General features: G+C 71.1%; 29 protein-coding genes and 2 tRNA genes. 23 read left to right on the plus strand and 8 right to left on the minus strand.

The window, feature by feature from the left end; translation table 11 throughout:
• The first annotated feature begins 3 nt into the window (after positions 1–3).
• From KAF39_RS07805 to KAF39_RS07820, 4 genes are all read left to right on the plus strand, one after another.
• Entirely contained in the window at positions 4–1,131 is a 1,128-nt protein-coding gene (locus KAF39_RS07805; protein WP_307805127.1) for a peptidoglycan DD-metalloendopeptidase family protein, read from the plus strand.
• Positions 1,132–1,199: 68 nt separating this feature from the next.
• Positions 1,200–1,271, plus strand: a tRNA-Thr gene (locus tag KAF39_RS07810).
• 32 nt (positions 1,272–1,303) lie between these two features.
• Positions 1,304–1,377: transfer RNA gene (locus KAF39_RS07815), tRNA-Met, on the plus strand.
• Between the two features lie 554 nt (positions 1,378–1,931).
• Positions 1,932–2,321 (plus strand): hypothetical protein, encoded by a 390-nt coding sequence (locus tag KAF39_RS07820; RefSeq protein WP_210676744.1) that lies wholly within the window; start codon positions 1,932–1,934, stop codon positions 2,319–2,321.
• Between the two features lie 31 nt (positions 2,322–2,352).
• On the opposite strand, the gene KAF39_RS07825 is transcribed toward KAF39_RS07820, so the two are convergent.
• The gene (locus tag KAF39_RS07825) at positions 2,353–3,093 is read right to left on the minus strand and encodes a type II CAAX prenyl endopeptidase Rce1 family protein (RefSeq protein WP_307805128.1); all 741 of its coding nucleotides are present in this window, start codon (positions 3,091–3,093) and stop codon (positions 2,353–2,355) included.
• A 244-nt stretch (positions 3,094–3,337) separates the two neighbouring features.
• Here KAF39_RS07825 and KAF39_RS07830 point away from each other — a divergent pair, with 244 nt between their 5' ends.
• Positions 3,338–3,499, plus strand: a complete 162-nt coding sequence (locus KAF39_RS07830; protein ID WP_210676745.1) for a hypothetical protein — start codon at positions 3,338–3,340, stop codon at positions 3,497–3,499.
• 6 nt (positions 3,500–3,505) lie between these two features.
• Here the strand turns inward: KAF39_RS07830 and KAF39_RS07835 are convergent, their stop codons facing one another.
• Both KAF39_RS07835 and KAF39_RS07840 read right to left on the minus strand, forming a co-directional pair.
• A complete protein-coding gene (locus KAF39_RS07835) occupies positions 3,506–5,173 on the minus strand; it encodes an MDR family MFS transporter (RefSeq protein WP_210676746.1) in 1,668 nt (555 codons plus the stop codon).
• The gene (locus KAF39_RS07840) at positions 5,174–5,785 is read right to left on the minus strand and encodes a TetR/AcrR family transcriptional regulator (RefSeq protein ID WP_307805129.1); all 612 of its coding nucleotides are present in this window, start codon (positions 5,783–5,785) and stop codon (positions 5,174–5,176) included.
• Between the two features lie 174 nt (positions 5,786–5,959).
• Here KAF39_RS07840 and KAF39_RS07845 point away from each other — a divergent pair, with 174 nt between their 5' ends.
• The 9 genes from KAF39_RS07845 to KAF39_RS07885 all read left to right on the plus strand — a co-directional run bounded on the left by KAF39_RS07845 (position 5,960) and on the right by KAF39_RS07885 (position 10,032).
• Entirely contained in the window at positions 5,960–6,397 is a 438-nt protein-coding gene (locus KAF39_RS07845) for an Asp23/Gls24 family envelope stress response protein (RefSeq protein ID WP_210676748.1), read from the plus strand.
• Positions 6,394–6,585 (plus strand): DUF2273 domain-containing protein, encoded by a 192-nt coding sequence (locus KAF39_RS07850; protein WP_210676749.1) that lies wholly within the window; start codon positions 6,394–6,396, stop codon positions 6,583–6,585. The genes KAF39_RS07845 and KAF39_RS07850 overlap by 4 nt, the downstream gene beginning before the upstream one ends.
• Positions 6,582–6,920, plus strand: coding sequence for a hypothetical protein (locus tag KAF39_RS07855; protein ID WP_210676750.1), 339 nt, complete (start codon positions 6,582–6,584; stop codon positions 6,918–6,920). The genes KAF39_RS07850 and KAF39_RS07855 overlap by 4 nt, the downstream gene beginning before the upstream one ends.
• Positions 6,917–7,483 carry a hypothetical protein gene (locus KAF39_RS07860; protein WP_210676751.1) on the plus strand — a complete coding sequence of 189 codons (567 nt, stop codon included), beginning with the start codon at positions 6,917–6,919 and terminating at the stop codon, positions 7,481–7,483. Before KAF39_RS07855 ends, KAF39_RS07860 begins: the two co-directional genes overlap by 4 nt.
• Positions 7,480–8,175 carry a hypothetical protein gene (locus KAF39_RS07865; RefSeq protein WP_210676752.1) on the plus strand — a complete coding sequence of 232 codons (696 nt, stop codon included), beginning with the start codon at positions 7,480–7,482 and terminating at the stop codon, positions 8,173–8,175. Before KAF39_RS07860 ends, KAF39_RS07865 begins: the two co-directional genes overlap by 4 nt.
• A gap of 14 nt (positions 8,176–8,189) precedes the next feature.
• Positions 8,190–8,363, plus strand: a complete 174-nt coding sequence (locus KAF39_RS07870) for a CsbD family protein (RefSeq protein ID WP_210676753.1) — start codon at positions 8,190–8,192, stop codon at positions 8,361–8,363.
• A gap of 117 nt (positions 8,364–8,480) precedes the next feature.
• Positions 8,481–9,047, plus strand: a complete 567-nt coding sequence (locus KAF39_RS07875; RefSeq protein ID WP_210676754.1) for an RNA polymerase sigma factor — start codon at positions 8,481–8,483, stop codon at positions 9,045–9,047.
• The gene (locus tag KAF39_RS07880) at positions 9,044–9,646 is read left to right on the plus strand and encodes a hypothetical protein (RefSeq protein WP_210676755.1); all 603 of its coding nucleotides are present in this window, start codon (positions 9,044–9,046) and stop codon (positions 9,644–9,646) included. The genes KAF39_RS07875 and KAF39_RS07880 overlap by 4 nt, the downstream gene beginning before the upstream one ends.
• Complete coding sequence (locus KAF39_RS07885; protein ID WP_246878257.1) at positions 9,646–10,032, plus strand: hypothetical protein; 387 nt, start codon at positions 9,646–9,648, stop codon at positions 10,030–10,032. The genes KAF39_RS07880 and KAF39_RS07885 overlap by 1 nt, the downstream gene beginning before the upstream one ends.
• A 23-nt stretch (positions 10,033–10,055) precedes the next feature.
• Here KAF39_RS07885 and KAF39_RS07890 read toward each other — a convergent pair whose 3' ends face one another.
• Complete coding sequence (locus KAF39_RS07890) at positions 10,056–10,901, minus strand: SDR family oxidoreductase (RefSeq protein ID WP_210676756.1); 846 nt, start codon at positions 10,899–10,901, stop codon at positions 10,056–10,058.
• A gap of 93 nt (positions 10,902–10,994) precedes the next feature.
• Here KAF39_RS07890 and KAF39_RS07895 point away from each other — a divergent pair, with 93 nt between their 5' ends.
• From KAF39_RS07895 to glmM, 7 genes are all read left to right on the plus strand, one after another.
• A complete protein-coding gene (locus KAF39_RS07895; protein WP_210676757.1) occupies positions 10,995–11,360 on the plus strand; it encodes a helix-turn-helix domain-containing protein in 366 nt (121 codons plus the stop codon).
• 98 nt (positions 11,361–11,458) lie between these two features.
• Complete coding sequence (locus tag KAF39_RS07900) at positions 11,459–12,997, plus strand: APC family permease (protein ID WP_210676758.1); 1,539 nt, start codon at positions 11,459–11,461, stop codon at positions 12,995–12,997.
• A 36-nt stretch (positions 12,998–13,033) separates the two neighbouring features.
• The gene (gene truA / locus KAF39_RS07905) at positions 13,034–13,882 is read left to right on the plus strand and encodes a tRNA pseudouridine(38-40) synthase TruA (RefSeq protein WP_210676759.1); all 849 of its coding nucleotides are present in this window, start codon (positions 13,034–13,036) and stop codon (positions 13,880–13,882) included.
• Positions 13,883–13,934: 52 nt separating this feature from the next.
• A complete protein-coding gene (locus KAF39_RS07910; protein WP_210676760.1) occupies positions 13,935–14,603 on the plus strand; it encodes an endonuclease/exonuclease/phosphatase family protein in 669 nt (222 codons plus the stop codon).
• 187 nt (positions 14,604–14,790) lie between these two features.
• Positions 14,791–15,237 carry a 50S ribosomal protein L13 gene (gene rplM / locus KAF39_RS07915; RefSeq protein WP_025104385.1) on the plus strand — a complete coding sequence of 149 codons (447 nt, stop codon included), beginning with the start codon at positions 14,791–14,793 and terminating at the stop codon, positions 15,235–15,237.
• A gap of 26 nt (positions 15,238–15,263) precedes the next feature.
• A complete protein-coding gene (rpsI, locus tag KAF39_RS07920; RefSeq protein WP_210676761.1) occupies positions 15,264–15,749 on the plus strand; it encodes a 30S ribosomal protein S9 in 486 nt (161 codons plus the stop codon).
• A gap of 14 nt (positions 15,750–15,763) precedes the next feature.
• A complete protein-coding gene (gene glmM / locus KAF39_RS07925) occupies positions 15,764–17,122 on the plus strand; it encodes a phosphoglucosamine mutase (RefSeq protein WP_210676762.1) in 1,359 nt (452 codons plus the stop codon).
• 68 nt (positions 17,123–17,190) lie between these two features.
• On the opposite strand, the gene KAF39_RS07930 is transcribed toward glmM, so the two are convergent.
• Positions 17,191–18,642: a hypothetical protein gene (locus tag KAF39_RS07930; protein ID WP_210676763.1), complete on the minus strand. Its 1,452-nt coding sequence runs from the start codon at positions 18,640–18,642 to the stop codon at positions 17,191–17,193.
• The gene (locus KAF39_RS07935) at positions 18,639–19,424 is read right to left on the minus strand and encodes a glycosyltransferase family 2 protein (RefSeq protein WP_210676764.1); all 786 of its coding nucleotides are present in this window, start codon (positions 19,422–19,424) and stop codon (positions 18,639–18,641) included. Before KAF39_RS07935 ends, KAF39_RS07930 begins: the two co-directional genes overlap by 4 nt.
• A gap of 54 nt (positions 19,425–19,478) precedes the next feature.
• Between KAF39_RS07935 and KAF39_RS07940 the strand changes: the two genes are divergently transcribed.
• On the plus strand, positions 19,479–19,925 hold the full coding sequence (locus KAF39_RS07940) for a GtrA family protein (protein ID WP_210676765.1): 447 nt from the start codon (positions 19,479–19,481) through the stop codon (positions 19,923–19,925).
• Positions 19,926–19,944: 19 nt separating this feature from the next.
• Here the strand turns inward: KAF39_RS07940 and KAF39_RS07945 are convergent, their stop codons facing one another.
• Together KAF39_RS07945 and KAF39_RS07950 are read right to left on the minus strand one after the other, a co-directional pair.
• Complete coding sequence (locus KAF39_RS07945) at positions 19,945–21,408, minus strand: polysaccharide biosynthesis tyrosine autokinase (RefSeq protein ID WP_210676766.1); 1,464 nt, start codon at positions 21,406–21,408, stop codon at positions 19,945–19,947.
• Between the two features lie 103 nt (positions 21,409–21,511).
• Entirely contained in the window at positions 21,512–22,876 is a 1,365-nt protein-coding gene (locus KAF39_RS07950) for a polysaccharide biosynthesis tyrosine autokinase (RefSeq protein WP_210676767.1), read from the minus strand.
• Positions 22,877–22,945: 69 nt separating this feature from the next.
• Between KAF39_RS07950 and KAF39_RS07955 the strand changes: the two genes are divergently transcribed.
• Positions 22,946–24,088, plus strand: a complete 1,143-nt coding sequence (locus KAF39_RS07955; RefSeq protein WP_210676768.1) for a hypothetical protein — start codon at positions 22,946–22,948, stop codon at positions 24,086–24,088.
• Positions 24,089–24,129 lie beyond the last annotated feature (41 nt).

Below are 24,129 nucleotides of genomic sequence, written 5' to 3' on the forward strand. Positions count from 1 at the left end.
ACCGTGATCGCCCTCGCCGCCGCTGCCACGATCCCGCTCTCCCGCCGCGCTGCGCGCCAGCGCCAGGCCGGCGTCCCCCCGGTGCCGACCGCCCCCGACGAGCCCTTCATCGCCGCTGCGACCCCCGTCGTCGCCGATGTCCCCGCGGCACCCGTCGTCGCCGAGATCGTCGAGAAGGACGCCGACACCGTCCCCGCCGAGGACATCGCCCCGGCCTCCGAGCCGTTCGTCGCCGAGGCCGACGCTGACGGCGACGCATTCGAGCGGGCCTCGCGCGCATTCCGCCGCACCGGGCCCATCCCCACCGCGTCCACGACCCGGAGCGCCACGTCCGCGCCGAAGATCGACACCGCGGCGCTCACCGCCGTCGGCCCGCGTCGCACCCGCAGCATCCGCAAGGTGCTGACCGCGGGAGCCACCGTCGGCGCCATGGGGCTCGCCGGTCTCCTGGCCGTCTCGATGACCATGCCCGCCGAGGCCGTCGCCGCCGCTCAGAACGGCTCCGCCTCGACGTCGCTCGTGACCGCGGCCGCCGCTGACGCCGCCGGCGGGGCGGAAGAAGAGATCCAGGCGTTCGTCGCGCCCTCCGGCGTGCAGAACGAGCCGCTGTCCCGCGCCGACAACTTCAGCACCGTCTCGCTCGTCGAGGTCGCCGCGGAGCAGGGCATCAACTACTCGGGTGAGATCTTCACCAACGACCCGGACGCCGCGATCCAGTGGCCGTTCCTCGTCGGCGTCGGCATGAGCTACGGCTACGGCATGCGCAGCGGACGCCTCCACGAGGGCATCGACTTCGTCCCCGGCAACGGCGCGCCCATCCAGGCCATCGCCGACGGCACCGTCCGCATCGCCACCGAGCAGGGCGGCGCGTACGGCGTGACCGTGTACATCGACCACGTCATCGACGGATCCGTCATCACGAGCCACTACTCGCACATGCAGTACGGCTCGCTGCAGGTCAAGGCGGGCGACACCGTCAAGGTCGGCGACATCGTCGGCAAGACCGGTAACACGGGTCGTTCTTACGGCGCGCACCTCCACTTCGAGCTCATCGTCAACGGGACGACCATCGACCCGATGCCGTGGCTCAAGAAGAACGCCGGACGCACATCGCTGACGTCGGAGGAGTGACCGGCTCGATTTCATGAGGACGCCACAGGGATGGTATTCTCGTGTGGTTGCCCCGCGAGGGGCAGCACGCCCCGATAGCTCAGTGGCAGAGCACTTCCATGGTAAGGAAGGGGTCGTCAGTTCAATCCTGACTCGGGGCTCGGAGTTCGCATCTGCGATGCGGATGCCGTGCGGCAGGGTAGCTCAGTTGGTGAGAGCGCACGACTCATAATCGTGAGGTCGCGGGTTCAAGCCCCGCTCCTGCTACAGACGCAAACCCCCGGATTTCCGGGGGTTTTGTCGTATCCGAGAACAGCTGGCCTCCACGGCGGCGACACGGATGTCGGCACGACGGTACATCATGGCTACCGGAGGTGCAGATGAGTGACGTTGCTGTCGACAAGACCGGAACGCCGGTGACCATCGAGGCTGTCCTGCACATGCCGTCCGTGCCGGAACTCTGGTGCAACGGGAGGCTCCCGGATGGGTCTGCGTGCCGTGTTCCGCTCCGGGTGAAGGCATTGCACAGTGACTTCTACGCGCCCCACTTCCACGGCAGGCACCGGCCGGGCTGCGATCACGGATCCCAGCGATCACAGGACGAGCCCGGGGACCGCGGTCACGCCGTGGCGCAGGGGCCACGGAGTGTCACGTGGCGCCTGCAGCTGACGCGCTCCGCTCCCTCGACCGGTCCGGATGGGCGACGTCGCCCCGACGATTCCCTCCCCGCGTCGCGGACGCGGCGGAGCAGAATCGACGCGGGCATACGGCCCACGCCAGGCGTCGATCGTCATGCCCTGTCGGTGTTCCTGGATGCGGCGATGGCGGGGAGCCTTCCCCGCCGGATCGAGATCCCCCCGGCTCCGCCGCGCCCGACCGCCGACGTCGTGATCCCGGCGTCCGCCGCTCGACGTCGGCATCACGCCGGCCGCGAAGCGCTGTTCTGGGGAGAGATCGAAGGCATCCGACCGACGCCGCACAAAGGCGTCATGCTCCGGCTCACGGACGCCGCCGACGACGTTGCCATCCTTCTCACCCAGACCCAGCTGGAGCGGCTGCTCATCGACCCGGACAGACTCGTCGGGCGGCACGTCATCGCCTTCGGCATGTACGTGCAGCCCCACGACCGACGCCCGTACGTGAAGGCCGGATCCATCGACTGCGTCGCGTTCTCTCCCGGAGTCCGCGTCCAGAGGACGACCGGCCCCTGAGGCGACGGTCGACGACCGGGCCGCGTGTCACTCAGCGCCCGGGGGCGAAGGCATCGGGTGCGGACGCGCCGACCCGTCCGCGGATGAAGAGCATCAGCACGAGGCCCACGATGACCACGACGATGTTCCCCAGAGCCGCGAGCGCCGTCAACCCGCCCTCGGCGGGGTGCAGCGTCTGCAGGAAGATGCTCGGGTCGGTGCTGGCGTGCAGGAGGATCGGGGCCACGATGGTCCGTGTGACCCGGAGCGCGAGGTACATGCAGATGCCGAACGCGAAGGTGTAGACGAGCTGGAAGAGGGTCGGGAACAGATCCTGCCCCGTCAGCAGGTTGCCCGCGTGGAGCCCCGCGAACACGGCCGCCGAGACGACCGCGACGACGCGTTCGCGCGCCCCCGCGTCCCGCATCATCTTCACGACGAGGCCGCGAGTGAGGACCTCCTCCGCGAAGCCGATCGCGAGGCCGGCGAGCAACCACGTCGCCACCACGTCCAGTCCGACGCTGCCGTCGTCGATCGTGAGGAAGCGGAGGACGTTGAACAGCAGAACCGCGATGATCGCGACCCACATCCATCCCGCTCCCCGGATCGGCTGGCGCCCGAAGACGGGTCGCCACCATCCGACCGAGGCGATGAACGCGACGAGCAGCAGGCCGCCGACGAGGATCGGCAGGACGTCGTAGACGAGCACGCCGGCCGCGCTCGTCGGGTCGTCGACCTGACCGGCCAGCGGGAGGAACGCCAGCGAGAACAGCTGATAGAGGCCGTAGTACACCCCGGCCAGCAGGAGGGCGCGCCACCAGCCTCCGCGATCCCAGAAGCTCTGCCAGGCGGAACGGGGCGGTGCGGCGTCGATCGCGGGTGCTCCTCAAGGGGGAGGGGAGGGCGAACCGCTCCAGTCTGGCGGTTCCGTCCCGGCCCCGGCGGCGGTGCCCGACGACACGCCGTGTCAACCCCCTCGGCCCCGTGAGCATGCCCGCCCAGACTGGCCGTCCGGATCCCCAATCTCAGGAGGCGCGATGTCCGACACGTCGAACAGCCAGGACAATCAGGAGGAGATCGAGGCCATCGGCGTCGACCCCGACTTCGTCACGACCGACCACGACCCCGAGCCGGACGACCTTCCGTCGACCGGGGACGGGGAGGACGACGACGAGGTGGACGTCGCCGACCTCCCCTAGTTCGGGCTACCTGCCCGTGGACGCCGAGCCGGCCTCTCCCGGCTCGGCGTCCGTGCGTCCGGCGTCGACACGCCCTGCCGTGCGGAGCTCGGCCTCCAGACGCTCGGCCTCCTCACCGCTGATCGCCTCCCCGCGGGCGACGAGACCGGCCTGATCCGACAGCGGGATCTGCTTGAGGAAGAGCGACAGGATCAGCGCGAGCGCGATGAACGGGATGAGATACCAGAAGACGGGTGCGAGAGCGTCGGCGTACGCCGTCACGATGCCGTCGCGCACCTCGTCCGGCAGGGCGTTGAGCGTCGCCGGGTCGATGGTCGATGCCGCCTGGGATGCCGCCTCGGGAGAGGCTCCCGCCCCGGCGAAGACCCCGAGCAGGTTCTCCGTCAGCCGGGTGGTGAAGATCGTGCCGAACACCGCGGTGCCCAGCGAGGCGCCGACCTCGCGGAAGTAGTTGTTCGTGCTCGTGGCCGTGCCGATCTGACCCGCCGGGACGGCGTTCTGCACGACGAGCACGACCACCTGCATGATGAGGCCGAGCCCGGCGCCGAAGACGAACAGGAACACGCAGATCAGCCAGATCGGCGTCTCCGCCGACAGGGTGGTCATGGCGACCATCGCGACCCCCGTGATGATCGTGCCGAGGATCGGATACACCTTGTACTTCCCCGTCTTCGAGATCGCGATGCCCGAGAAGATCGAGGTGCCCATCAGACCCACCATCATCGGGATCATCAGCAGACCGGACGCGGCGGCGGACGTGCCGGACGACATCTGCAGGAACGTCGGGACGAAGCCGATCGCGGCGAACATGCCGATGCCGAGGACGAGGCCGATGGCCGTGGCGTTCACGAAGATCGGGTTGCGGAACAGGCTGAGCGGGATGATCGGGTCCTGCACGCGGGACTCGGTGACGACGAACGCCGTCGCCGACACCGCGAGCCCGGCACCCCACGCCCAGGTCGCGAGCGAGTCCCACCCGAACGCGGCGTCGCCGCCGAAGTCGGTGAAGAAGATGAGGCAGGTGGTCGCCGCCGACAGGAAGAGCACGCCGAGGATGTCGATCGGCTTCTCCGCCTTCTTGCTGGGCAGCTTCAGCGCCACGAGGGCGATGAGGAAGGCGGCGATGCCGACCGGGATGTTGATGTAGAACGCCCACTGCCAGGTCAGGTGGTCGACGAAGAACCCGCCGAGGAGCGGACCGGCGACGGCGGAAAGGCCGAACACCGCCCCGAGCGGCCCCATGTACTTGCCGCGCTCATTGGCGGGGACGATGTCGGCGATGATCGCCTGCGACAGGATCATGAGCCCGCCGCCGCCGAGACCCTGAAGGGCACGGAAGACGACGAACATCCAGAAGTCCGTCGCGAAGGCGCAGCCGATCGATGCCAGGGTGAACAGGGCGATCGCGACGAGGAAGAGCGACCGCCTCCCCAGCACGTCACCGAACTTCCCGTAGATCGGCATGACGATGGTGGTCGCGAGCAGGTAGGCGGTGGTGATCCACACCTGGTGGTCGACCCCGCCGAGCTGGCCCACGATCGTGGGCATCGCGGTCGAGACGATGGTCTGGTCGAGGCTTGCGAGCAGCATGCCGGCGATCAGGGCGCTGAAGATGATCCAGATGCGGCGCTTCGTGAGGAGGAAGGGCGCATCCGCGGTGGCCGTGGCGGACATTCACTGGGCTTTCTGTGCGGGGGCGTAGAGGGCGCGGGCGAGGCGGAGCCGTCGCTCGATGAGGTCGGCGAAAGGCTCGGGGGAATGATGGCGCAGCAGCTGCTCCATGCAGAGGCGCACGAGCGCGCCGACGGAGTGCACGAGCACCTCGGCTCGGAGCTCCGTGTCCGCCCCTTCGCCGATCCGGCGGGAGACGAGCGCGACGTCGCGGCGTTCATGCTTCTCCTGCTGCTCGAACGCTGCGCGCAGCAGTCGCGGTTCCTGCTCGATGATCGCGAACAGCTCCGCGGCCTGCTCGATCGGATCGAACAGGGAGAAGCGGTCGATGGTGAGCCGCACGAAGTCGTCGAGCAGGTCGTCGCTCCGCTCGAGGAAGGCCGCCTCGAGCTCCTCCTGGCGGGAGTCGATGACGGCGAACCCGAAGACCGCGTTCTCCTTGCTCTCGAAGTAGTTGAAGAACGTGCGCCGGGAGACTCCCGCCTCGGCGCACAGCTCCTCGACCGTGAAGCCGGAGAATCCGTGCGCGGTGGTCAGCCGCCGGGCGGCGTCGGTGAGCGCGCGAGCGGTGCGGCGCTTGCGCTGGTCTCGCGTCGATTCTGCACTAGAGGTCACAAAGTGCAACTTTGCACTTTCAACCTTGGAGTGCACTGAGAGCATCGGCTTACGGACGGGTCGAAAAATCACCCGAAGAAGTTTGTGACATCCGCCGCTCTCCGCGCGTCTTAGTGGTGTCGTGAGAACACGGCCCGCGCAGATCGCGCGGACACACGGATGAAGGAGCTCGAGATGGCGAACGTGACTGGGGGCACCCAGCCCAAGGCTCAGGTCGTTCCGGCGTCGCAGGGGGCGGCAGGGAAGACGACGATCGAGGATGCGGTGGTCGCGAAGATCGCCGGCATCGCGGCGCGTGAGGTCGACGGCGTCTATGCGCTGGGTGGCGGTGCCGCCCGCATGATGGGCGCGATCCGCGACGCACTCAACACCACCGACCTCGCCCAGGGCATCAGCGTCGAGGTGGGCGAGACGCAGGTGGCCGTGGACGTCACGATCGTGGCGGAGTACCCGGTCTCCCTGCAGAAGGTGGCCGAGCAGGTGCGTGCCGCGATCCACCGGGCCATGGTGGAGCTCGTGGGCATGGAGGTCGCCGAGGTGAACGTGACCGTCAACGACGTGCACATCCCGTCCGAGGACGACACCGAGGCCCCGGAGGCGCGAGTCCAGTGAACGCCTCGGTGATCGGCGGAGCTGCGGCGGCGGTGCTCGCGCTGACCTGGATCGCGCTCGGGTTCTGGGCGTTCCTGCTCGTCGCCCTCGCGATGCTCGTCGGCGCGGTCGTCGGCCGCATCGCCGACGGTCGCCTGGACGTGCGGGCGCTCGCCGAGGTGGTGCGGGGACGGCGATCGTCCTCATGAGCACCGCACGGACGGACGGGCACGGCGTGGCGGGGAGCACGATCGTCGAGGCCCGCGCCCTGCAGCGGCTCGCTCTCGGCCTGGTGCGCGACGCCGCCGCGGTGGACGCCCGCGACGTGAGCGTGGAGCTCACCGATCGCCACGGCGACCTGCGGGTCGCCGTGGTGGTGCCGGTGGTGCGCGGTCGCGGCCACGACGACCCCGTCGCCGTCCGCGGAGACGCGCTGCGTGAAGCGGTCGTGAACGGGATGCGCGATCTCGCGGCGCGCCGGGTGGGAGCGGTGGACGTGCGCTTCGCCGGACTGCGGCGCGAGACGGAGAGGAGAGTGGCATGACCACGCAGACGGCCCTGTCGCGGCGACTGCTGCGGCGGGAGACGCGGGCGACGCGCCGCGGTCCGGCGGTCGCGGTCGCCGTCGTGCTGACGGTGATCCTCCTCGTGCTGCTCGCCGGGGCGATCGCCTGGGCGGTCGACGGAGGTTTCCGGGCGCAGGCCGCGACGGTGATCGCGCCGGTGGCGACGATCGCGGGCACGCCTTCGGCGCTGATCGGGATGGGCGTGCTGCTCGTCCTCCTCGCCCTCCTTCTCATCGGCCTCGCTGTGGTGCCCGGTCGGCGCGCGCGCCGGACGCGCCTCACCGCGCGGACGGCGCTCGCGATCGATGACGGCGTGCTCGCCGACGCGATCGCCGACGGCGTCGCGCGCCGGCTCGGCATGCCGCGCGGCCAGGTGGCCGTGACGGTGGCGCGACGTGCCGCGCTGGTCCGCATCACGCCGACGAGCGGCGTCCCCGTGGCCCGGGCGGACGCGGAGGACGCGGCGAACCGGGTGCTGGGCGAGGCGGGTTTCCCGCTTGCGCCGCGGGTGCAGGTGGCGAGGGAAGGGGTGATCTCATGACGTCGTCGGGAACGGCTGCGAACAGGGGCGTCCTCCTGGGCGCGGGAGTCCTGCTGCTCGGCGCGGGCGCGGCTCTCCTCGTCGCGGGGCTGCGCGCCACGGGTGCGCTGCCCGCTCCCGTGGAGAGCGTGCTGGCACCGGTCGACGCCGCGGTGGAGTGGTCCGGCGCCCGGGGTCTCGTCCTCGCGGCGGGCTTCGTGCCGCTCGGCATCGTCGTCGCGATCATCGCCGCCGTGCTGCTCCTCGTCCTCCTGATCGCGTTCCTGCTGACGCGAGGACGGCGCAGGGAGCGCACGGTGCTGCGACTCGAGGGCCCGAACGGCGACACCGCCGTCGATCACAGCGTGGCCGAGGAGATCCTCGCGGCTCCGCTCGCTGAACGTGCGGACGTGCTCTCCGCTCGTGTGACGGCCCGGAGGATCGGTCACCAGACCGCTCTCGGGCTGGTCGTGACCCCGCGGCCGGGAGCGGCCCTGGGTCAGGTGCTGGCGGCCACCGATGCCGCGGTGCAGGAGTGGGATGCGCTCACCGGCGCGCGCATGCCCCTCGTGGTGCACGTCGCCGACCGCGGCTGGTGGGAGCTGTTCCGCTCGCGACAGCGCGTGCGTCGTTCGCTCGCCGGCGAGCCGACCGCCCCGTCGGGCGGACGGAGCGCCGGACAGACGTCGACCCCGACCGTCGGGGTCGTGTGAGGAAAGGAGGCGCCATGAGCGCGGAGGACAAGATCAAGGCCGCAGCGGAGAAGCTCGCCGGCAAGGCGAAGGAGGTCGTCGGCGAGGTCACCGACAACGACAAGCTCGTCGCCGAGGGCAAGGCCGAGCAGGCCAAGGGAGACGTCAGGAAGACGGCAGAGGATGTCAAGGACACCTTCCGCAAGTGACGGATCCGGAGGAGGCGCCCGTCGGGGCGCCTCCTCCCCGCGCGCGCACCGGACGGTTCCGATCCGATGCGCTGCGGGCTCCGAACGACGGGGGAACGGGGAACGAGGGGTGGGGGAATGGCAGCCGATCGGTGGGGCGAGGCTCTGGACCAGGCGGGCGACCGCATCGTCGCCGGACGCGCGATGGACGGCGACGTCGCCGCCTTCGCCGTGCTCGTGCGCAGGTACACGCCGATGATGAGGGCGTACACGCATCGCATGCTCAACGCCTCGGCCGAGGTCGACGACATCGTGCAGGACGCGTTCGTGACCGCCTGGCAGCGCTTCGGCGAGCTCGAGGACCCCGCGAAGGTCAAGAGCTGGCTGATGCGGATCGTGAGCCGCAAGGCCGTGGATCGGCTGCGACGGTCGCGCCCCGTGCTCGACGTCGACGAGATCGACCGGCCCGCGCCGCCCCAGGCGTCGCCCGCCGCGATCGTCGAAGCCAGAGAAGGCGTGGCGGCGCTCGGAGCCGCCCTCGGTGAACTCCCGGATGCGCAGCGCGAATGCTGGGTGCTGCGAGAGCTCGGCGGATACAGCTACGACGAGATCGCCGCGGAGCTCGGCATCCCCGTCAGCACGGTGCGCGGGCTGCTGTCGCGCGCGCGACGATTCCTGATCACACGGATGGAGGCCTGGCGATGACCGATCACCACGATGACGACCAGGTGCGCCGCCTGGGTCTGGAGCCCGGCGACCTGGACGGGCACACGATCGAGGAGCTCAGCGACTACCTCGAGGCCGGACGCACGCCGAGGAACGCCGCGATCGAGGAGTCGCCCGGGTGCCGGCTTGCGCTCGACGCCCTGGAGCGGCTGCACGGTCTCGGCGGGGCGCTGATGGTCACCGAGGAGTCGTCCGCGGCTCCGGCGGACGAGGGCTGGATCGACAGGATCCTCAGCGGCATCGCGATGGACGCGCAGGCCGGCCGGCGCATCCCCTACGCCGGTGACGACCCGGATGTCGACTTCGGGATCACCGAGGGGGCGGTTCGCGGCCTGGTCCGCGCCGCGGAGGAGGCCATCCCCGGTGTGCTCGTCGGCCGGTGCCGGCTGGACGGCGACGTGACCGCGCCGGGAGCGCCCGTCCGGGTCTCCATCGACGCGAGCGTGCGCCACGGTGACCCGCTCCGGGCCGTCGCGGACGGCCTGCGCGCCGAGGTCGATGCGCGGCTGCGGCGCCACACCACCCTGCAGGTCGAAGCGATCGACGTCGCGATCACCGACGTCCGGGAGGGAGCGTGATGAGCGGGTTCGAGATGACGGCGGACGCGCGGGCGGATCTCGCGACCCGCCTCGAAGCGGCGCTGCGTGCCTGCTCCGGCGTCCGCGGGGTGTACCGCTCGGGGTCGCTGGTGTCCACCGTGCTCCGGGCCGGCGCCGCGGCGCTGGGAGGACGGACGGGCACCGAGCCCGTCGTGTCGGTGACCGCAGGGGAGCGGGGCGTGGTGGTCGAGGCCGCGATCGGCGTGGATGGGCGCACGCCCGCCCTCGCGACCCTGCGGCACGCCCGTGCCGCGGTGGACGCGGTGCTGCGCGCGCAGGACCTGCCGCGGGAGAGCCTCGCGCTGACGGTGGTCCACGTGCAGGGACACCAGGAGCGGGAGGCGGGAGAGCGCCGCCGGCCGTGACGCGGTCGGCGGCGCTCCGCACCTCACCGCAGAGCGCGGAGGCCGTCGACGAGCGGCGTGGTCGGGCGTCCGATCAGACGGCGCAGTGTGCCGTCGGTGTCGGCGAGCGCCCCGTCGCGGATCCCGGAGTCGAGGGCGACGACGAATCCGGCCGTACCCTCGTCCAGGCCCGCGGCCCGCAGTGCGGCGAGCTGCTCGTCCGCGGAGAGCGGCACGAACGACACGTCGCGTCCCGTGACCTCGGACATCGCGGCGGCGAGCTCGCTGTAGGTCCACGCCACGTCACCGCCCAGTTCGTACACCGCGCCCTCGTGGCCGTCCTCGGTGGCGACGACGGCCGCCGCCTCGGCGAAGTCCCGGCGGCTGGCGGAGGCGACGCGGCCGTCCCCGGTGCCGGAGCTGAGCACACCGGTCTCCGCCGCGCGGGCGAGGTCGGCGGCGTAGTTCTCGGTGTACCAGTTGTTGCGGAGGATCACCGCGGGGATCCCGGCGGCGGCGATGAGCTCCTCGGTGGCCTTGTGCTCCGGCGCCAGGACGAGGGAGCTCGTCGTCGCCTTCGGAGCGCTCGTGTAGACGAGCTTCGAGACGCCGGCGTCCTTCGCCGCATCGATCACGGCCTTGTGCTGCGCGACGCGCTGGCCGACCTCGGACCCGGAGACGAGCACGACGGTGTCGACGCCGTCGACGGCCGCGGCCACGGATTCCGGGTCGGTGTAATCCAGATGCACGACGGGGACACCGAGGTCGGCGCCCTTGGCGACGTCGCGGGCGCCCGCGCGGATGGTCTGCGCGTCGACGCCGCGTGCGAGGAGCGCGTCGATGATGAGGCGGCCGAGGTGGCCGGTGGAACCGGTGACGAGGATGGTCATGGCAGTCCTTTCGTTGCTGACATCTGCGACAACCCCCGGGCCCTCCACGCGCATTCCTGCCAGGAGGTACCCACTTTTCGGTAAGGTACCCACATGGTGGTGAGTTTTGCGCAGATCCGGGGATCGCAGCCGGCACTTTTCGATCAGGGGTGTGGGACGCGTGTCGTCCTCGACCACATCATGAGCAAGTGGGGCGTGCTGGTGCTCTCGTGCCTCTCCGACGGGACCCGTCGCTGGGGCGAGCTGCGCCGCGAGGTGGACGGCATCAGCGAGAAGATGCTCGCCTCCACGCTGCGCACGCTCACGGACGACGGGCTCGTGCATCGCGAATCGCTGCCGACTGTGCCCCCGCACGTGGAGTACAGCCTGACGCCGCTGGGCCGCGACCTCATGGAGCGGATGCTGCCGTTGATGGAGTGGGTGGCGGCGCACGCCGACGGCATGCTGGGCCGCGACTGACCGACGGAATCCTTCGCAGCGCGTCGGAAGTAACGCGGAATCCGTCGCAGAAAGAAAAGGATTGACGGGATACCGCAGGTCCCCCTACTGTTCAGAACATGGCTACGACGCCCATTCACCTGGAACGACCCGACGGCAAGGGATTGGCCGCAGGCACGCTCGGCCTGTGGGGATCCACCGTCATCGGTCTGGCCTCCACGGCCCCCGTCTATTCGCTCGTCGCGACGCTCGGATTCGTCGTGCTCGCCGTCGGCGCGCAGGCTCCGATCGCCTTCATCATCGCCTTCGTGCCGATGCTGCTGATCGCCTTCGCCTACCGCGAGCTCAACAACGCCGTCCCCGACTGCGGCACCACCTTCACGTGGGGCACGAAGGCCTTCGGGCCCTGGGTGGGCTGGATGGGCGGCTGGGGCGTCGCGGTCGCCGGCATGGTCGTGCTCGCGAACCTGGCGCAGATCGCCTCGGTGTACTTCTGGTCGCTGATCGGTCAGGACCTCGAGAACAACGACTGGCGGGTCGTCGTGGTGGCCGTCCTCTTCATCGCGGCGATGACCTGGGTGAGCTGGCGGGGCGTCGAGATCGGCGAGCGCATCCAGAACGTCCTGCTCGCGATCCAGTACCTCGCCCTGGCGATCTTCATCGTCGCCGCCCTCTGGCAGTTCTTCACGGGGGACGCCCCCGACGCCACCCCGTTCTCGTGGGAGTGGCTGAACCCGTTCGCGTTCACCGACTGGTCGGGCTTCACCGAGGCCATCCTCCTCGCGCTCTTCATCTACTGGGGTTGGGACACCTGCCTCGCCCTGAATGAGGAGACGAAGGACCCGAAGCGCATCCCCGGCCGGGCCGCGGTGCTCACCTGCGTCATCCTCCTGGTGACCTACGTCGCCGTGACGATCGCCGCGATGATGTACGCCGGTCTGGGGGAGGACGGCACGGGCCTGGGCAACGAGGCCAATGCGGACGACTTCTTCCTGGCCATCAAGGACGGCCTGCTCGGACCGTTCGGGTGGGTGCTCGTGGTCGCGGTCATCATCTCCGCGATCTCGTCCACCCAGACGACGATCCTCCCGACGGCCCGCGGCACCCTCGCGATGGGCGTGTACCGGGCGCTCCCGGCGAAGTTCAAGGAGGTGCACCCCGTCTACAAGACGCCGTCGTTCTCGACCATCGTCATGGGCGTCGTGGCATCCCTCTACTACGTGGGGATGACCCTCATCAGCGACAACATCCTGCAGGACTCGATCCTGTCGCTCGGCCTCGCGATCGCCTTCTACTACGCCATCACGGGCTTCGCCTGCGTCTGGTACTTCCGGGCCGACTTGCGCCGCTCGACGCGCGACCTCTTCTTCAAGGGCATCTTCCCGGTGCTGGGCGCGCTGCTGCTGACCGGGGCGTTCATCCAGTCGGCGATTGACATGTGGGATGTCGACTACGGCTACACCGTGCTCTTCGGCATCGGTGGCACGTTCGTGATCGGCATCGGATCGCTCGCGATCGGTCTCGTCCTGATGTTCCTCTGGTACCTCTTCCCGCGGTCGAAGCGGTTCTTCCGCGGCGAGAGCCTGAACCGCGACACCGAGGTGATGGTGCCGGAGGAGCCGGGCGCGATGATCCGGTCGGTCGACGGCGGCATCTGACGCAGGGTGCGCGCGCGGCTGTCCTAGGCTGGCTCCGTGCGCATCCGGCTCGACATCGCCTACGACGGCACCCACTTCCGCGGGTGGGCCACGCAGCCCACGCTCCGCACGGTCCAGGGGACACTGGAGGCGGCGCTCGCCCGGATCGTCGGCTCCGACGTGCGGTTCGTCGTCGCGGGGCGGACCGATGCCGGCGTGCATGCGAGCGGGCAGGTGGCGCACGTCGACCTCGACGACGCCCAGTGGGCGCGGATCCAGGCGCGGCACGGCCGTGCCGCCGAGGACCCGGCGGGCAGCATTGCGGCGCGGATGCGCGGCGTGCTCGGCGCCTACCCGGACGTGACCGTCACCCGCTCCTCCCTCGCTCCGGAGGGGTTCGACGCCCGATTCTCCGCCGTCTGGCGGCGCTACCGCTACCGCCTGGCCGACGACCTCGCCGGCTATGACCCGCTGCGGCGTCTCGACACCACGACGATCCGCGGTCGGCTGCACGCGGAGGCCATGGACGCCGCCGCCCGGACGCTCATCGGGCTGCATGACTTCGCGGCGTACTGCAAGCCGCGGGAGGAGGCCACGACGATCCGCACGCTGCTGGACTACCGGTGGGCGCGGGACACCGAGGGAGTGCTGGTGGCGGAGGTCAAGGCGGACGCGTTCTGCCACAGCATGGTGCGGGCCCTCGTCGGCGCGTGCGCGGCCGTGGGGGAGGGGCGCCTCGACGTGGGCGATCTCGTGGTGCTCCGCGACGCGCTGACCAGGACGAGCGAGTTCAAGGTGCTCGCGGCCCGCGGCCTCACCCTCACCGAGGTGGGATACCCCGCCGACGACCTCCTCGCCGCCCGCGCGGCGCAGACGCGCGCCCGTCGCGACCACGAGACCGACTGATCCTCGGAATCGGAGCCGGGGCACAGATGGGGCGGGTAGCGTGGGGACGATCATGAAGGTCATCTCCTACAACCTGCGCAAGCACCGGGCCGCCGGCGAGCTCGCGGCGCTCGTCGATGAGCATGATCCCGACATCCTCTGCCTGCAGGAGTGCGACGTCCCGGAGCTGCCGGACCGGATCGGCGGTCTCGTGCTGGCGGATGCGACGCAGGGCAACCGCCTCGGACTCGCGCTGTTCTACCGCGAGAGCACCTATCGACTGCAGGGCATCCGCACCCTCGGCCTGAAGAAGTCGCTGCACGACCGGATCGCCAAGCCGGCCCACGAGCGCGTGCTCGGCGCGCGCCTGCGCGACATCGACGACGGCGGCGAGTTCATCGTCGCCTCCTTCCACGCCGCCCCGCTGACGGCGCTGAACTCGCTGCGCCGCCACCAGATCCGCGCGGCTCTCGCGGAGCTCGCCAGCCTCGGCGAAGGCCTCCCGCAGCTCATGGTCGGGGACTACAACTACCCCGTCTTCAAGGAGAACCTCGGGCAGGCGGTCCGCGACCAGGGCTACGCGCTCTCCCTCAGCGACGACCACACCTACACGCGGTACCGCGTCTTCCGCGGACACTACGACTTCGCCACCTCGTCCGGCTTCGAGATCGAGCGCATCACCACGCTGCCGCAGCGGTCCAGCGACCACCGGCCGATCCTCGTGACCGTCCGGCCGGACTGACGTCGCCGGACGGGTTTGGGAATGCCGTTCCGGTGGCGTATGCTGACTCTTTGGTGCCCTTCCCTGCCTGCGGGGAAGACGCACATCCGAACGTGAGCCCTCCACTGGCGTGTTCCTCCCCGTAGGGAAGAACCACCCCGGAGTGGGATTCACGAACACCTCCGTTCGACAAGAAAGCAGCACTATCGTGACGCGCACTTACACCCCCAAGGCTGGCGAAGTCCAGCGCGACTGGGTCGTCATCGACGCCACCGACGTCGTTCTCGGCCGTCTGGCTTCGCACGCGGCGACGCTCCTGCGTGGCAAGCACAAGCCGACCTTCGCCAACCACATCGACTCGGGTGACTTCGTCATCATCGTGAACGCCGACAAGGTCGCGCTCACCGGTCAGAAGCTCCAGAAGAAGATGGCCTACCGCCACTCCGGCTACCCGGGTGGCCTCAAGGCCGTCAGCTACGCCGAGCTCCTCGAGAAGAACCCGGTCCGTGCCGTGGAGAAGGCCATCCGTGGCATGCTCCCGAAGAACAGCCTGGGCCGCCAGCAGCTGTCGAAGCTGAAGGTGTACGCCGGTGCCGAGCACCCGCACGCCGCGCAGCAGCCCCAGCCGTACACCCTCGACCAGGTCGCCCAGTAAGCGCCGTACAGACTAAGGACATACTCGTGGCTGACATCCAGGACTCCACCGAAAACCTCCAGAACTTCTCGACGTCGACCCCGGAGACCGACGCGGTCGAGGCGGCTCCCCGCCCCGTGCTGAACGTCCCCGGCGCCGCTGTCGGCCGTCGCAAGCAGGCCATCGCCCGCGTGCGTCTGGTTCCCGGCTCGGGCACCATCACGGTCAACGGCCGCACGCTCGAGGACTACTTCCCGAACAAGCTGCACCAGCAGCTGATCAACGACCCGTTCACCGCGCTGAACCTCGCCGGTGCCTACGACGTGATCGCCCGCATCTCGGGTGGTGGCGACTCCGGCCAGGCCGGCGCCCTGCGTCTCGGCATCGCCCGTGCCCTCAACGGCATCGACGCGGAGAACAACCGTCCGACCCTGAAGAAGGCCGGCTTCCTCTCGCGTGACGCTCGCGTCAAGGAGCGCAAGAAGGCCGGACTCAAGAAGGCCCGTAAGGCGCCTCAGTACTCGAAGCGTTAAGGTCCACTGCTCCGATGCCGATCTTTGGCACGGACGGCGTGCGAGGACTCGCCAATGGCATCCTCACCGCCGACCTGGCGCTCACCCTGGCCCAGGCGACTGCTGTCGTCCTGGGCCAGGGCCGTACTGCGGAGGCTCGCAAGGCCGAAGGCAAGCGACTCACCGCAGTAGTCGCCCGTGACCCCCGGGTCTCCGGACACTTCCTGACCGCCGCCGTCTCCGCGGGTCTCGCCTCCTCCGGAGTCGACGTCCTCGAGGCCGGGGTCATCCCCACGCCCGCTCTGGCGTTCCTTGTCGCGGACCGCGACGCCGACTTCGGCGTCATGATCTCCGCGTCGCACAACGCGGCACCCGACAACGGCATCAAGATCTTCGCCCGCGGCGGTCGCAAGCTCCCCGACATCGTGGAGCAGCGGATCGAAGAGGCCATGCACGGCGAGATGCTGCGTCCCACCGGCGCCGGCGTCGGCCGCATCGACCGCTTCTCCGATGCGGAGGACCGGTACGTGGTGCACCTGCTCGGCTCGCTGCCCCACCGGCTCGACGGGGTCCACGTGGTGCTCGACTGCGCCCACGGCGCGGCCTCCGGCGTCTCTCCCGAGACGTTCCGCGACGCCGGTGCCGAGGTCACGGTCATCGGTGCCGACCCCGACGGGTGGAACATCAACGACGGCGTCGGCTCCACGCACCTCGACAACCTCGCGGAGGCGGTCGTCCGGCTCGGTGCCGACGTCGGCATCGCCCACGACGGCGACGCGGACCGCTGCCTGGCCGTCGACGCGCAGGGCAATGTCGTCGACGGCGACCAGATCATGGCGATCCTGGCCCTGTCGATGAAGGAGCGCGGCCGTCTCACCGACGACACGCTCGTCGCGACGGTCATGAGCAACCTCGGTCTGCACGTCGCGATGCGCGAGCACGGCATCACGGTGCGCCAGACGGCCGTCGGAGACCGGTACGTGCTCGAGGACATGAACGAGGGCGGCTACGCCCTCGGGGGCGAGCAGTCCGGCCACGTCATCATGAGCGAGTACGCCACCACGGGTGACGGTCTGCTCACGGGCCTGCACCTGGTGGCCGAGATGGCACGCCAGGGCAAGTCGCTCGCAGAGCTGGCGTCGGTCATGACGGTCTACCCGCAGCTGCTGATCAACGTCCGCGACGTCGACAAGGATCGCGTCGCGGATGACGAGGTCGTGCAGCAGGCGGTGCGCGATGTCGAGGCCGAGCTCGGTGACACCGGGCGTGTGCTGCTGCGCAAGTCCGGCACCGAGCCGCTCGTGCGGGTGATGGTCGAGGCGGCCGACTCCGAGTCGGCCCGGGCCTATGCCGAGCGCCTCGCGGCGGTCGTGCAGGAGCGCCTGGCGCTCTAGGACGCGTTTCTCCGAACCGGTCGGTCGCCTCGGCGGCCGGCCGGTTCGTCGTCTGCGGGGACCGCGTGTCAGGGAGCCGCGCAGAGGCGAGCGGTCGTCCCCTCGGCGAGGGTCTCGGTGGTGCAGGCCTCCCGCGTGAGCCGCGGCGCATCCGACATCGCCGGGGCATCGTGCAGCCCCAGGTGCGCCCCAGTGAGCACCACGAGGGGTACGGCCCAGCCCCAGGGCTCCGCGGCCACCCACTCGACGTCGTTCTCCTGCACCCACGCCGTCAACGGGGCGACGTCGGCGCGTTGCTGGGCCAGCGTCGGCTCGCGCGGCGTGAACGTGCCGGCGACGTGCAGGACGGCTCCCGCCGCGACGATGACCGCGACCAGCGCCACGGCCACACGGCCGGCGATGCGCCACGCCCGTCGCTCGGGGAGCCGGGAGACCGCCCAGACGGCGACGGCGGCGAGGACGGGGAAGAACGCGAGGATGCCCGGTGCCGGGTGGCGCACCCACAGGGGCAGCCGCGAGGCCGTCGCCCACCAGCCGACGAACGCGAGGGCCCCCACGATGGCGGCGAGGGCGGACGCGATGACGACGCGCTCGTCGGGGGTGGCGGTGCGCCAGCGCCGGATCACGCCGACGGTCGCGAGCGCGAGGACGAGGACCGCGCCGAGCACCGCGATGGCCGGGGGCAGGGACCACGAGTCGGCCAGGGCGCCGAGCTTCTGCAACACGGTCGTCGCGGCATCCGTCTGGCCCCCGCTGCGCACGAAGCGGACGAACGCGCGCAGGTGCTCCACGAATCCGGCCGGTCCGAGGGCCAGGAGCGCCCCCAGCTCGAACAGCAGCGTGGGCACGGCGGCGAGGAGCAGCGGCAGCCAGGCGCGCCGGACGGTGTCGCGGAGACGCGCCCACCCGCGACCGTCGGCCAGCACCCACAGCGCGATGGCGAAGGCCGGCAGGGCGAGCGCGGCGATGAGCTTGGCCTGCACGGCGAGGCCGACGAGCAGACCGGCCAGCCACGCCCGCCGCGGCAGCACGAGGAGGGCCCAGACCAGGAGGGCGGCCGCGGGGATCTCGCCCAGGAGGTCGGCCGGCCCCTGCAGGGGGGAGACGCCGGCGTCTCCGGTGAAGGCGAGAGGGACGGTCACGGCCAGCAGGGCGGCCCAGCGTCCTCCGATCCGGCGCCCGAGCACCGCGAGCCCCGCGAGCAGCAGGACCCAGAAGGCCAGCGGGACCAGACGCGCCGCCAGCACCGGGTCCATGCCGGTCGCCAGCAGCGCCGCCACCGGGAGGAGCACGACGGGACCGGTGGAGATGCGCGGGTCGAACGGCGTGATGGTCGATCCGGAGAGGGCGCCGTCGCTCGCGTAGCCGAGACCGGCGAGCAGGTTGCGGGGCACGGTCAGGTTGAAGGCCTCGTCCTCCCAGAAGCGCGCCACCGTGAGGCTGTGCCAGGCGAGGAGGACATGGCCGACCAGGAGGGCGGCGACCGCCGCCCAGAAGAGGGCCGTCCGCAGCCGCGTCATCGTCGCACGGGCTCCGGGCGGCGGACGGCCCGGAGGGGCGCGTGCGGGCGCAGCGAGAGGAGCCAGGCCTCGGTGAGGGCGGCGCGCACGAACACGCGCAGACGCTTCGGGGGCAGGGGAAGGCCGCCCCCGCGCCCCCACATGGTGCCGGTGGCCGATGTGCCCCGGCGCGGGATACTGGCGACCCGGACGTAGCGGACGCGGAATCCTCCGCGGGCCTCGGCGAGGGAGAAGTGCACGTGCGGCACCGTCGCGTCCGCCGGGACCGCATCGACGAGGACCTGCAGGGCCTCGGGGCGGTAGGCCCGCAGCGGCGTGTTCACGTCCGGGATCCGGCGCCCGGCGGCGGCCGCGATGAGGAGTCCCACCGCGCCGGTCAGGACCTTCCGGTACCAGGGGTCGGTCCGGCCGTCCCGCACGCCGTGCACCACGTCGGCCTGCTCGGCGACGAGGGCGCGGAGGAGCCGCGGGAAGTCGGCGCCGTGGAACTGTCCGTCACCGTCGACGTGCACGAGGGCGTCCGGGGCGGCGGCGAGACCGGCGCGGTAGGCCGCGAGGGCGGTCGGGCCATGGCCGCGGTTGGTCGGCTGCACCAGGACGGTGGCGTCGGCGACGTCGTCGAACGCGACGGCGGTGGCGTCGGTCGAGCGGTCGTCGGCGATGTGGAAGGAGACCTGGTCGGCCAGCGGGGCGACGGCACCCCGGATCTCGTCGATGAAGCCCCGGATGCCCTCGACCTCGTTGTAGGCGGGCATGACGATGGCGAGGTGGCGGAGAGTCACGGAGTCCTTGCGGTGGCGGTCTGCGGGGGGATCAGCCAGTAGCCTAGTTGAGCCATGAACCCTCCCTCCCGACTGCGTCGCCTCGCCGGCGTGGGCAGCCGCTTCCTCGTGGTCGGTGCCTTGAGCACGCTGATCGAGGTCGGCGTCTTCAACCTGCTGGTCTACGCCTGGGGATGGGATGTCGTGGCCGCGAAGATCGTGGCCTCGCTCGTCGCCCTCATCAACGCGTACATCGGCAACCGGGAGTGGACCTTCCGGCATCGGGACCGCCGGGGCCGCGTCGCCGAGGTCGCCCTGTTCCTCGCCACGAACGCCGTGTGCACGGCTCTCGGTGCGGCCATCGTCTGGGTCGGTGTGGAAGCGGTCGGCGGCATCCTCGGTCGCGCGCCGGGAGCCGTGGCCGTCAACGTGGTGAACCTGATCAGCATCGTGATCGTCGTGTTGCTGCGGTTCGTGCTCTACCACGCGATCGTGTTCCGGGTCGCGACGCCGAAGGCCTGAACGGCCGACGGCCTCCGCGTCAGACACGGGCGGTCGTGCGCTTCTTCGGAGCGCTCTTCCTGCCCTTCCAGCCCCCGAGCTTCGCGGTGGGCTTGGCGGACGCGGTGCCGTCGAGTTCGTGGGTCGCCCCGTAGGTGTACGCGCCGTAGCCGTAGCTGTCCGGTCCCTTGGTCGGGAGCATGGTGACCACGACGCCGAGCATCGGGACGCCGGCGTTCTCGAGGGCGCGCAGCGCGCCCGAGAGCTCCTGCTTCTTGGTCTTGCCCGAGGCCGCGGCGAGGATCACGCCCCGCGTCTTGGTGCCGAGGACGGCCGCATCCGTGACGAGGAGGAGCGGCGGAGCGTCGATCAGGACGTAGTCGAAGTACTCGCCCAGCGCGCGGAGCACGTCGTCCATCGCGGCGGAGCCGAGCAGCTCGCTCGGGTTGGGCGGCACCTGGCCGCTGGGCAGCACGTAGAGGTCGTTCCGGCCCCACTTCTGCAGGGCGTCGGCGACGTCCATCCGGCCGATCAGCACGTCGGTGAGACCGGCGCCGCCCTCCAGGCCCATGTAGTCGGCGACACGGGGGAGTCGGAGGTCGCCGTCGAGGAGCGCGACCCGTGCCCCCGTCTCGGCGAGGGCGATGGCGAGGTTGGCGGTGGTGGTGGACTTGCCCTCGCCCGGGCCCGCGCTGGAGACGACGAAGATGCGGGGGCCGCTGTCGAGGTTCAGGAACTGCAGGTTCGTGCGCAGGCTGCGGAAAGACTCGGCCCGCGGGCTGCGGGGATCGGCGTGGACGATCAGCGGCCGCTTCGGCGCCTCGGGGTCGAAGGCGATGCCGCCGAGTACGGGACGATCGGTGAGCGTCTCGATGTCGTGCAGGGTGTGGATGCGGTTGTCGAGCATGGTGCGCAGCACCGCGATCCCGACGCCCAGCGCCAGGCCGATGACGCCGCCGAGCAGGACGAGCATGCGCGTGTTGGGGCTCACCGGGGAGGTGGGCACCGCGGCCGGCTCGGTCACGGTGATCTGCACGGGGCTGACCGCGCCCTCGGCGGCCGGCTGCTCCAGGGTGTTCTGAACCGCGTTCTGGAAGCTGGCGGCCACGGCGTCGGCGATCTCGGCCGCCCTGGCCGCGTCGCCGTCGCTCACGCTGACGTCGATGAGCACCGTGTTCAGCGGCGTGGTGGCGGTGATCTTCCGGCTCAGGCTCGAGACGGTCTCATCGAGATCGAGCTCCTCGATGACCGGTTCCAGCACGAGGGCCGTGCCGACCACGTCGACGTAGCTGGTCACCATCTGCCGCGCGAAGGTCGTGCCCTGCACCAGGTCGCCGGTCGCGGCGCCCTCGGTCCGCACCGACACGTACAGCTGCGTCGAGGCGACATAGGTGGGCTGCTGCAGCGCCGCGTATCCGGCACCGCCCGCGACGCCGAGGACGAGCAGGATCAGGATCATGATCCAGTTGCGGTGCAGGATGCGCACATAGTCGCGAAGTTCCACGCGGCGGTTCTTTCTGTTGCTGGGCAGCTCCCGGTCGTCGGTGAGCCGCGGAGTCAAATCCCGATATTCTCACAGAACACGCGCGGCGCGCCCCACGTCTTCGTCATCCTGCGGCCCCGCCCGCGGCCGAGGCCTGGGCGGCGGCGTCCCGTCGACCGAACGGCACCTTCGTCAGGACGGTCCCGAGGACGGTGGCGCCGACCGCCTCGATGCTCTTCGCGGCGGCCGACAGACGGCCGGCCGGGGTGCTGCCGGACGCGGCGACGAGGATCGCTCCCGTCGTCACCCGCGCGACCACGGCGGCGTCGGTGACCAGCAGCAGCGGCGGCGCATCGATGATGACGACGTCGAACGCGGCGGACGCCGCCTGCACGAGCTCCTCCATCGCCGAGGACCCGAGCAGTTCCGCCGGGTTCGGGGGCACGGTGCCGGCGGGGAGCAGGAACAGCGCGCTGCGTCCCCAGCGCTGGATCACGTCGTTCAGGCGCACCCGGCCGACCAGGACGTCGCTGAGGCCGACCCCGCCCTCGATCCCGAAGTACTCCGCGACGCGGGGCAGGCGCAGATCCGCGTCGATGAGCGCGACGCGGTGGCCGGCGTCGGCGAAGGCGAGCGCGAGGTTGGCCGCCGTCGTCGACTTGCCCTCACCGGGACCGGAGCTCGTGACGACGAAGACGCCGCGGTTCTCCCGGAACAGGAAGTGCACGTTCGTGCGCAGCGCCCGGTAGGCCTCCGCCCGTGCGCTCTGCGGCGCCGCGCTGATGGCGAGGGGCCGTTCGGCGGTGTCGGTGTCGAAGGGGATGCGGCCGAGGAGGGGTACGGGCACCGCCGCCTCCACGTCCGCCGCCGTGCGCACGCGCTGATCGAGCAGCGAACGCAGCAGCGCGGCGGCGAGCCCGACGCCGACACCCAGCACCGCACCCACCGCGAGGGAGAGCTGCATGTTGGGGGCGACCGGCGTCGTCGGCACCTGCGCGGGCTGCAGGGTGACCACGCGGATGGAGAACGGGGTCTCCTGGCCGCGGTTCTCGAGGGTGTCGGCGACGACGGCCGTGAAGCTCTCCGCGATGCCGTTCGCGACCCGCGCCGCCTGCCCCGGATTCGTGTCGCTCACCTGGATGGACAGGATCGCGCTGTTCAACGCCGACGACACCGACGTGGCGCCGGCGATCTCGGACGGCGAGGCCGACAGACCGAGGTCGTCGATCACGCGGTCGAGCACGAGCGAGCTCGTGACGACGTCGCGGTAGGTCTGCACGATCTGGGTGGCGTAGCCGGTGGCCTGCGCGCGCTCGGTGGGGGAGGCGGTCTCCGAGAGCTGCACCGTGACCATGACCTGCGTGGTGGCCTCGAAGCGCTGCGGGGTGAGCATCGCCACCACCGCGCCGACGGAGAGCCCGATGAGCAGGCCGGAGAGGATCACGACGATCTGCCGTCGGACGACCCGGAGATAGTCCTGGAGCTGCATCGGTCTCCCGTGTGGTCGGTCCGGATCGGCGGTATGTTCTCTTGAGACTACCGATTCCCTGAAGGCGGCATGACGGCTCTCGACGAACTCTTCCCGGACGGCCGGCGCGCGGAGCACGGACGCTCCGCCGCCCCCGCGGCCTCGTCCGACGCCCGGCTGCGGGCGCTCGTCGGTGATCCGCGTTCCCGATCGCCGCGGCCCGCCGCCCTCACGGACACGCGGGAACTCGCCCGCCGCGCCGACGCCGCCGCCCGCAGCGCGGTCCCGTTCGCGGCCCTCGCACCCGCCGCGACACGGGAGGCCCCGCGTCGCCGTCGCCGCCCCGATCTGCTGTCAGCCTCTGCCGCCGGGCTCGCGGTGGTCGCGGTCGCCACGGCGGTCACCGTCGGCGGCATCCAGGCCGCGACCGCGAGTCCCGCGGTGAGCGCACTCGAGACCCTGCAGGCGGATGAGGCGACCATCCAGAACGCGCAGCAGGCGCTCACGGCCAGCCGGGACGGCATCGTCGCCGACATCGGCACGCAGACCGCGGACGCCACCGCGCTGCGGGCCGCTCTCCTCGACACGGCCACCGTCCCCGATCCGCTCGGCGCGGAAGGAGAGGTCCTCGATGTGACCGACCCGGCGCTCCGCCAGGCGGCCGTGACGGCTCTGGACACCTATCTCGCGGGTCTCGCGGCGATCGAGGTGCCCGCCGCCCCGGCGGAGTACCGGCGGGGAGAGCTCGACGAGGACTCCCTGGTCGAGGTCGGCAGCGCGATCGACGAGGCCCAGGAGTATCTGGACGCCCTCGACGGGGAGACGGCCGCGCTGCGCGCCGTGCGCACGAAGCTCGACGGCCTCCGCCCCGCGGCGGATCCCGCGCTCGCCGCCTTCGCCGCGTCCTTCGTCCCCGCTGCGGAAGCGGCGACGGGGGAGCGGCCGGGGGCCGAGGAGGCATTCCGGGTGGCCGTGACGCAGACGGCCGCCGCCGCGGCCGCCGCCGACCCCTGGACCGCGGAGGCGCGTGCCGCCTACGCCGCGTACCGGGATGCGTTCGGCGCTCTGGTGGACGATCAGCTGCGTGCGGAGCGCGAGGAGGCCGAGCGCCGCGCGCAGCAGCAGCCCAGTGTCCCGCAGAACCCGCAGAACGACGGGAACACCACGCCGGACCCGGGCGAGTCCCCGGCACCCACGGAGCCGGACACGCAGAGCGGCGAAGGAACGCCCTAACGCACCGACCTTCTCGTTCCCTGTGAGAACATTGCTCTCAG

It is taken from the genome of Microbacterium sp. BLY (genome assembly GCF_017939615.1).
Classification (GTDB): Bacteria; Actinomycetota; Actinomycetes; order Actinomycetales; family Microbacteriaceae; genus Microbacterium.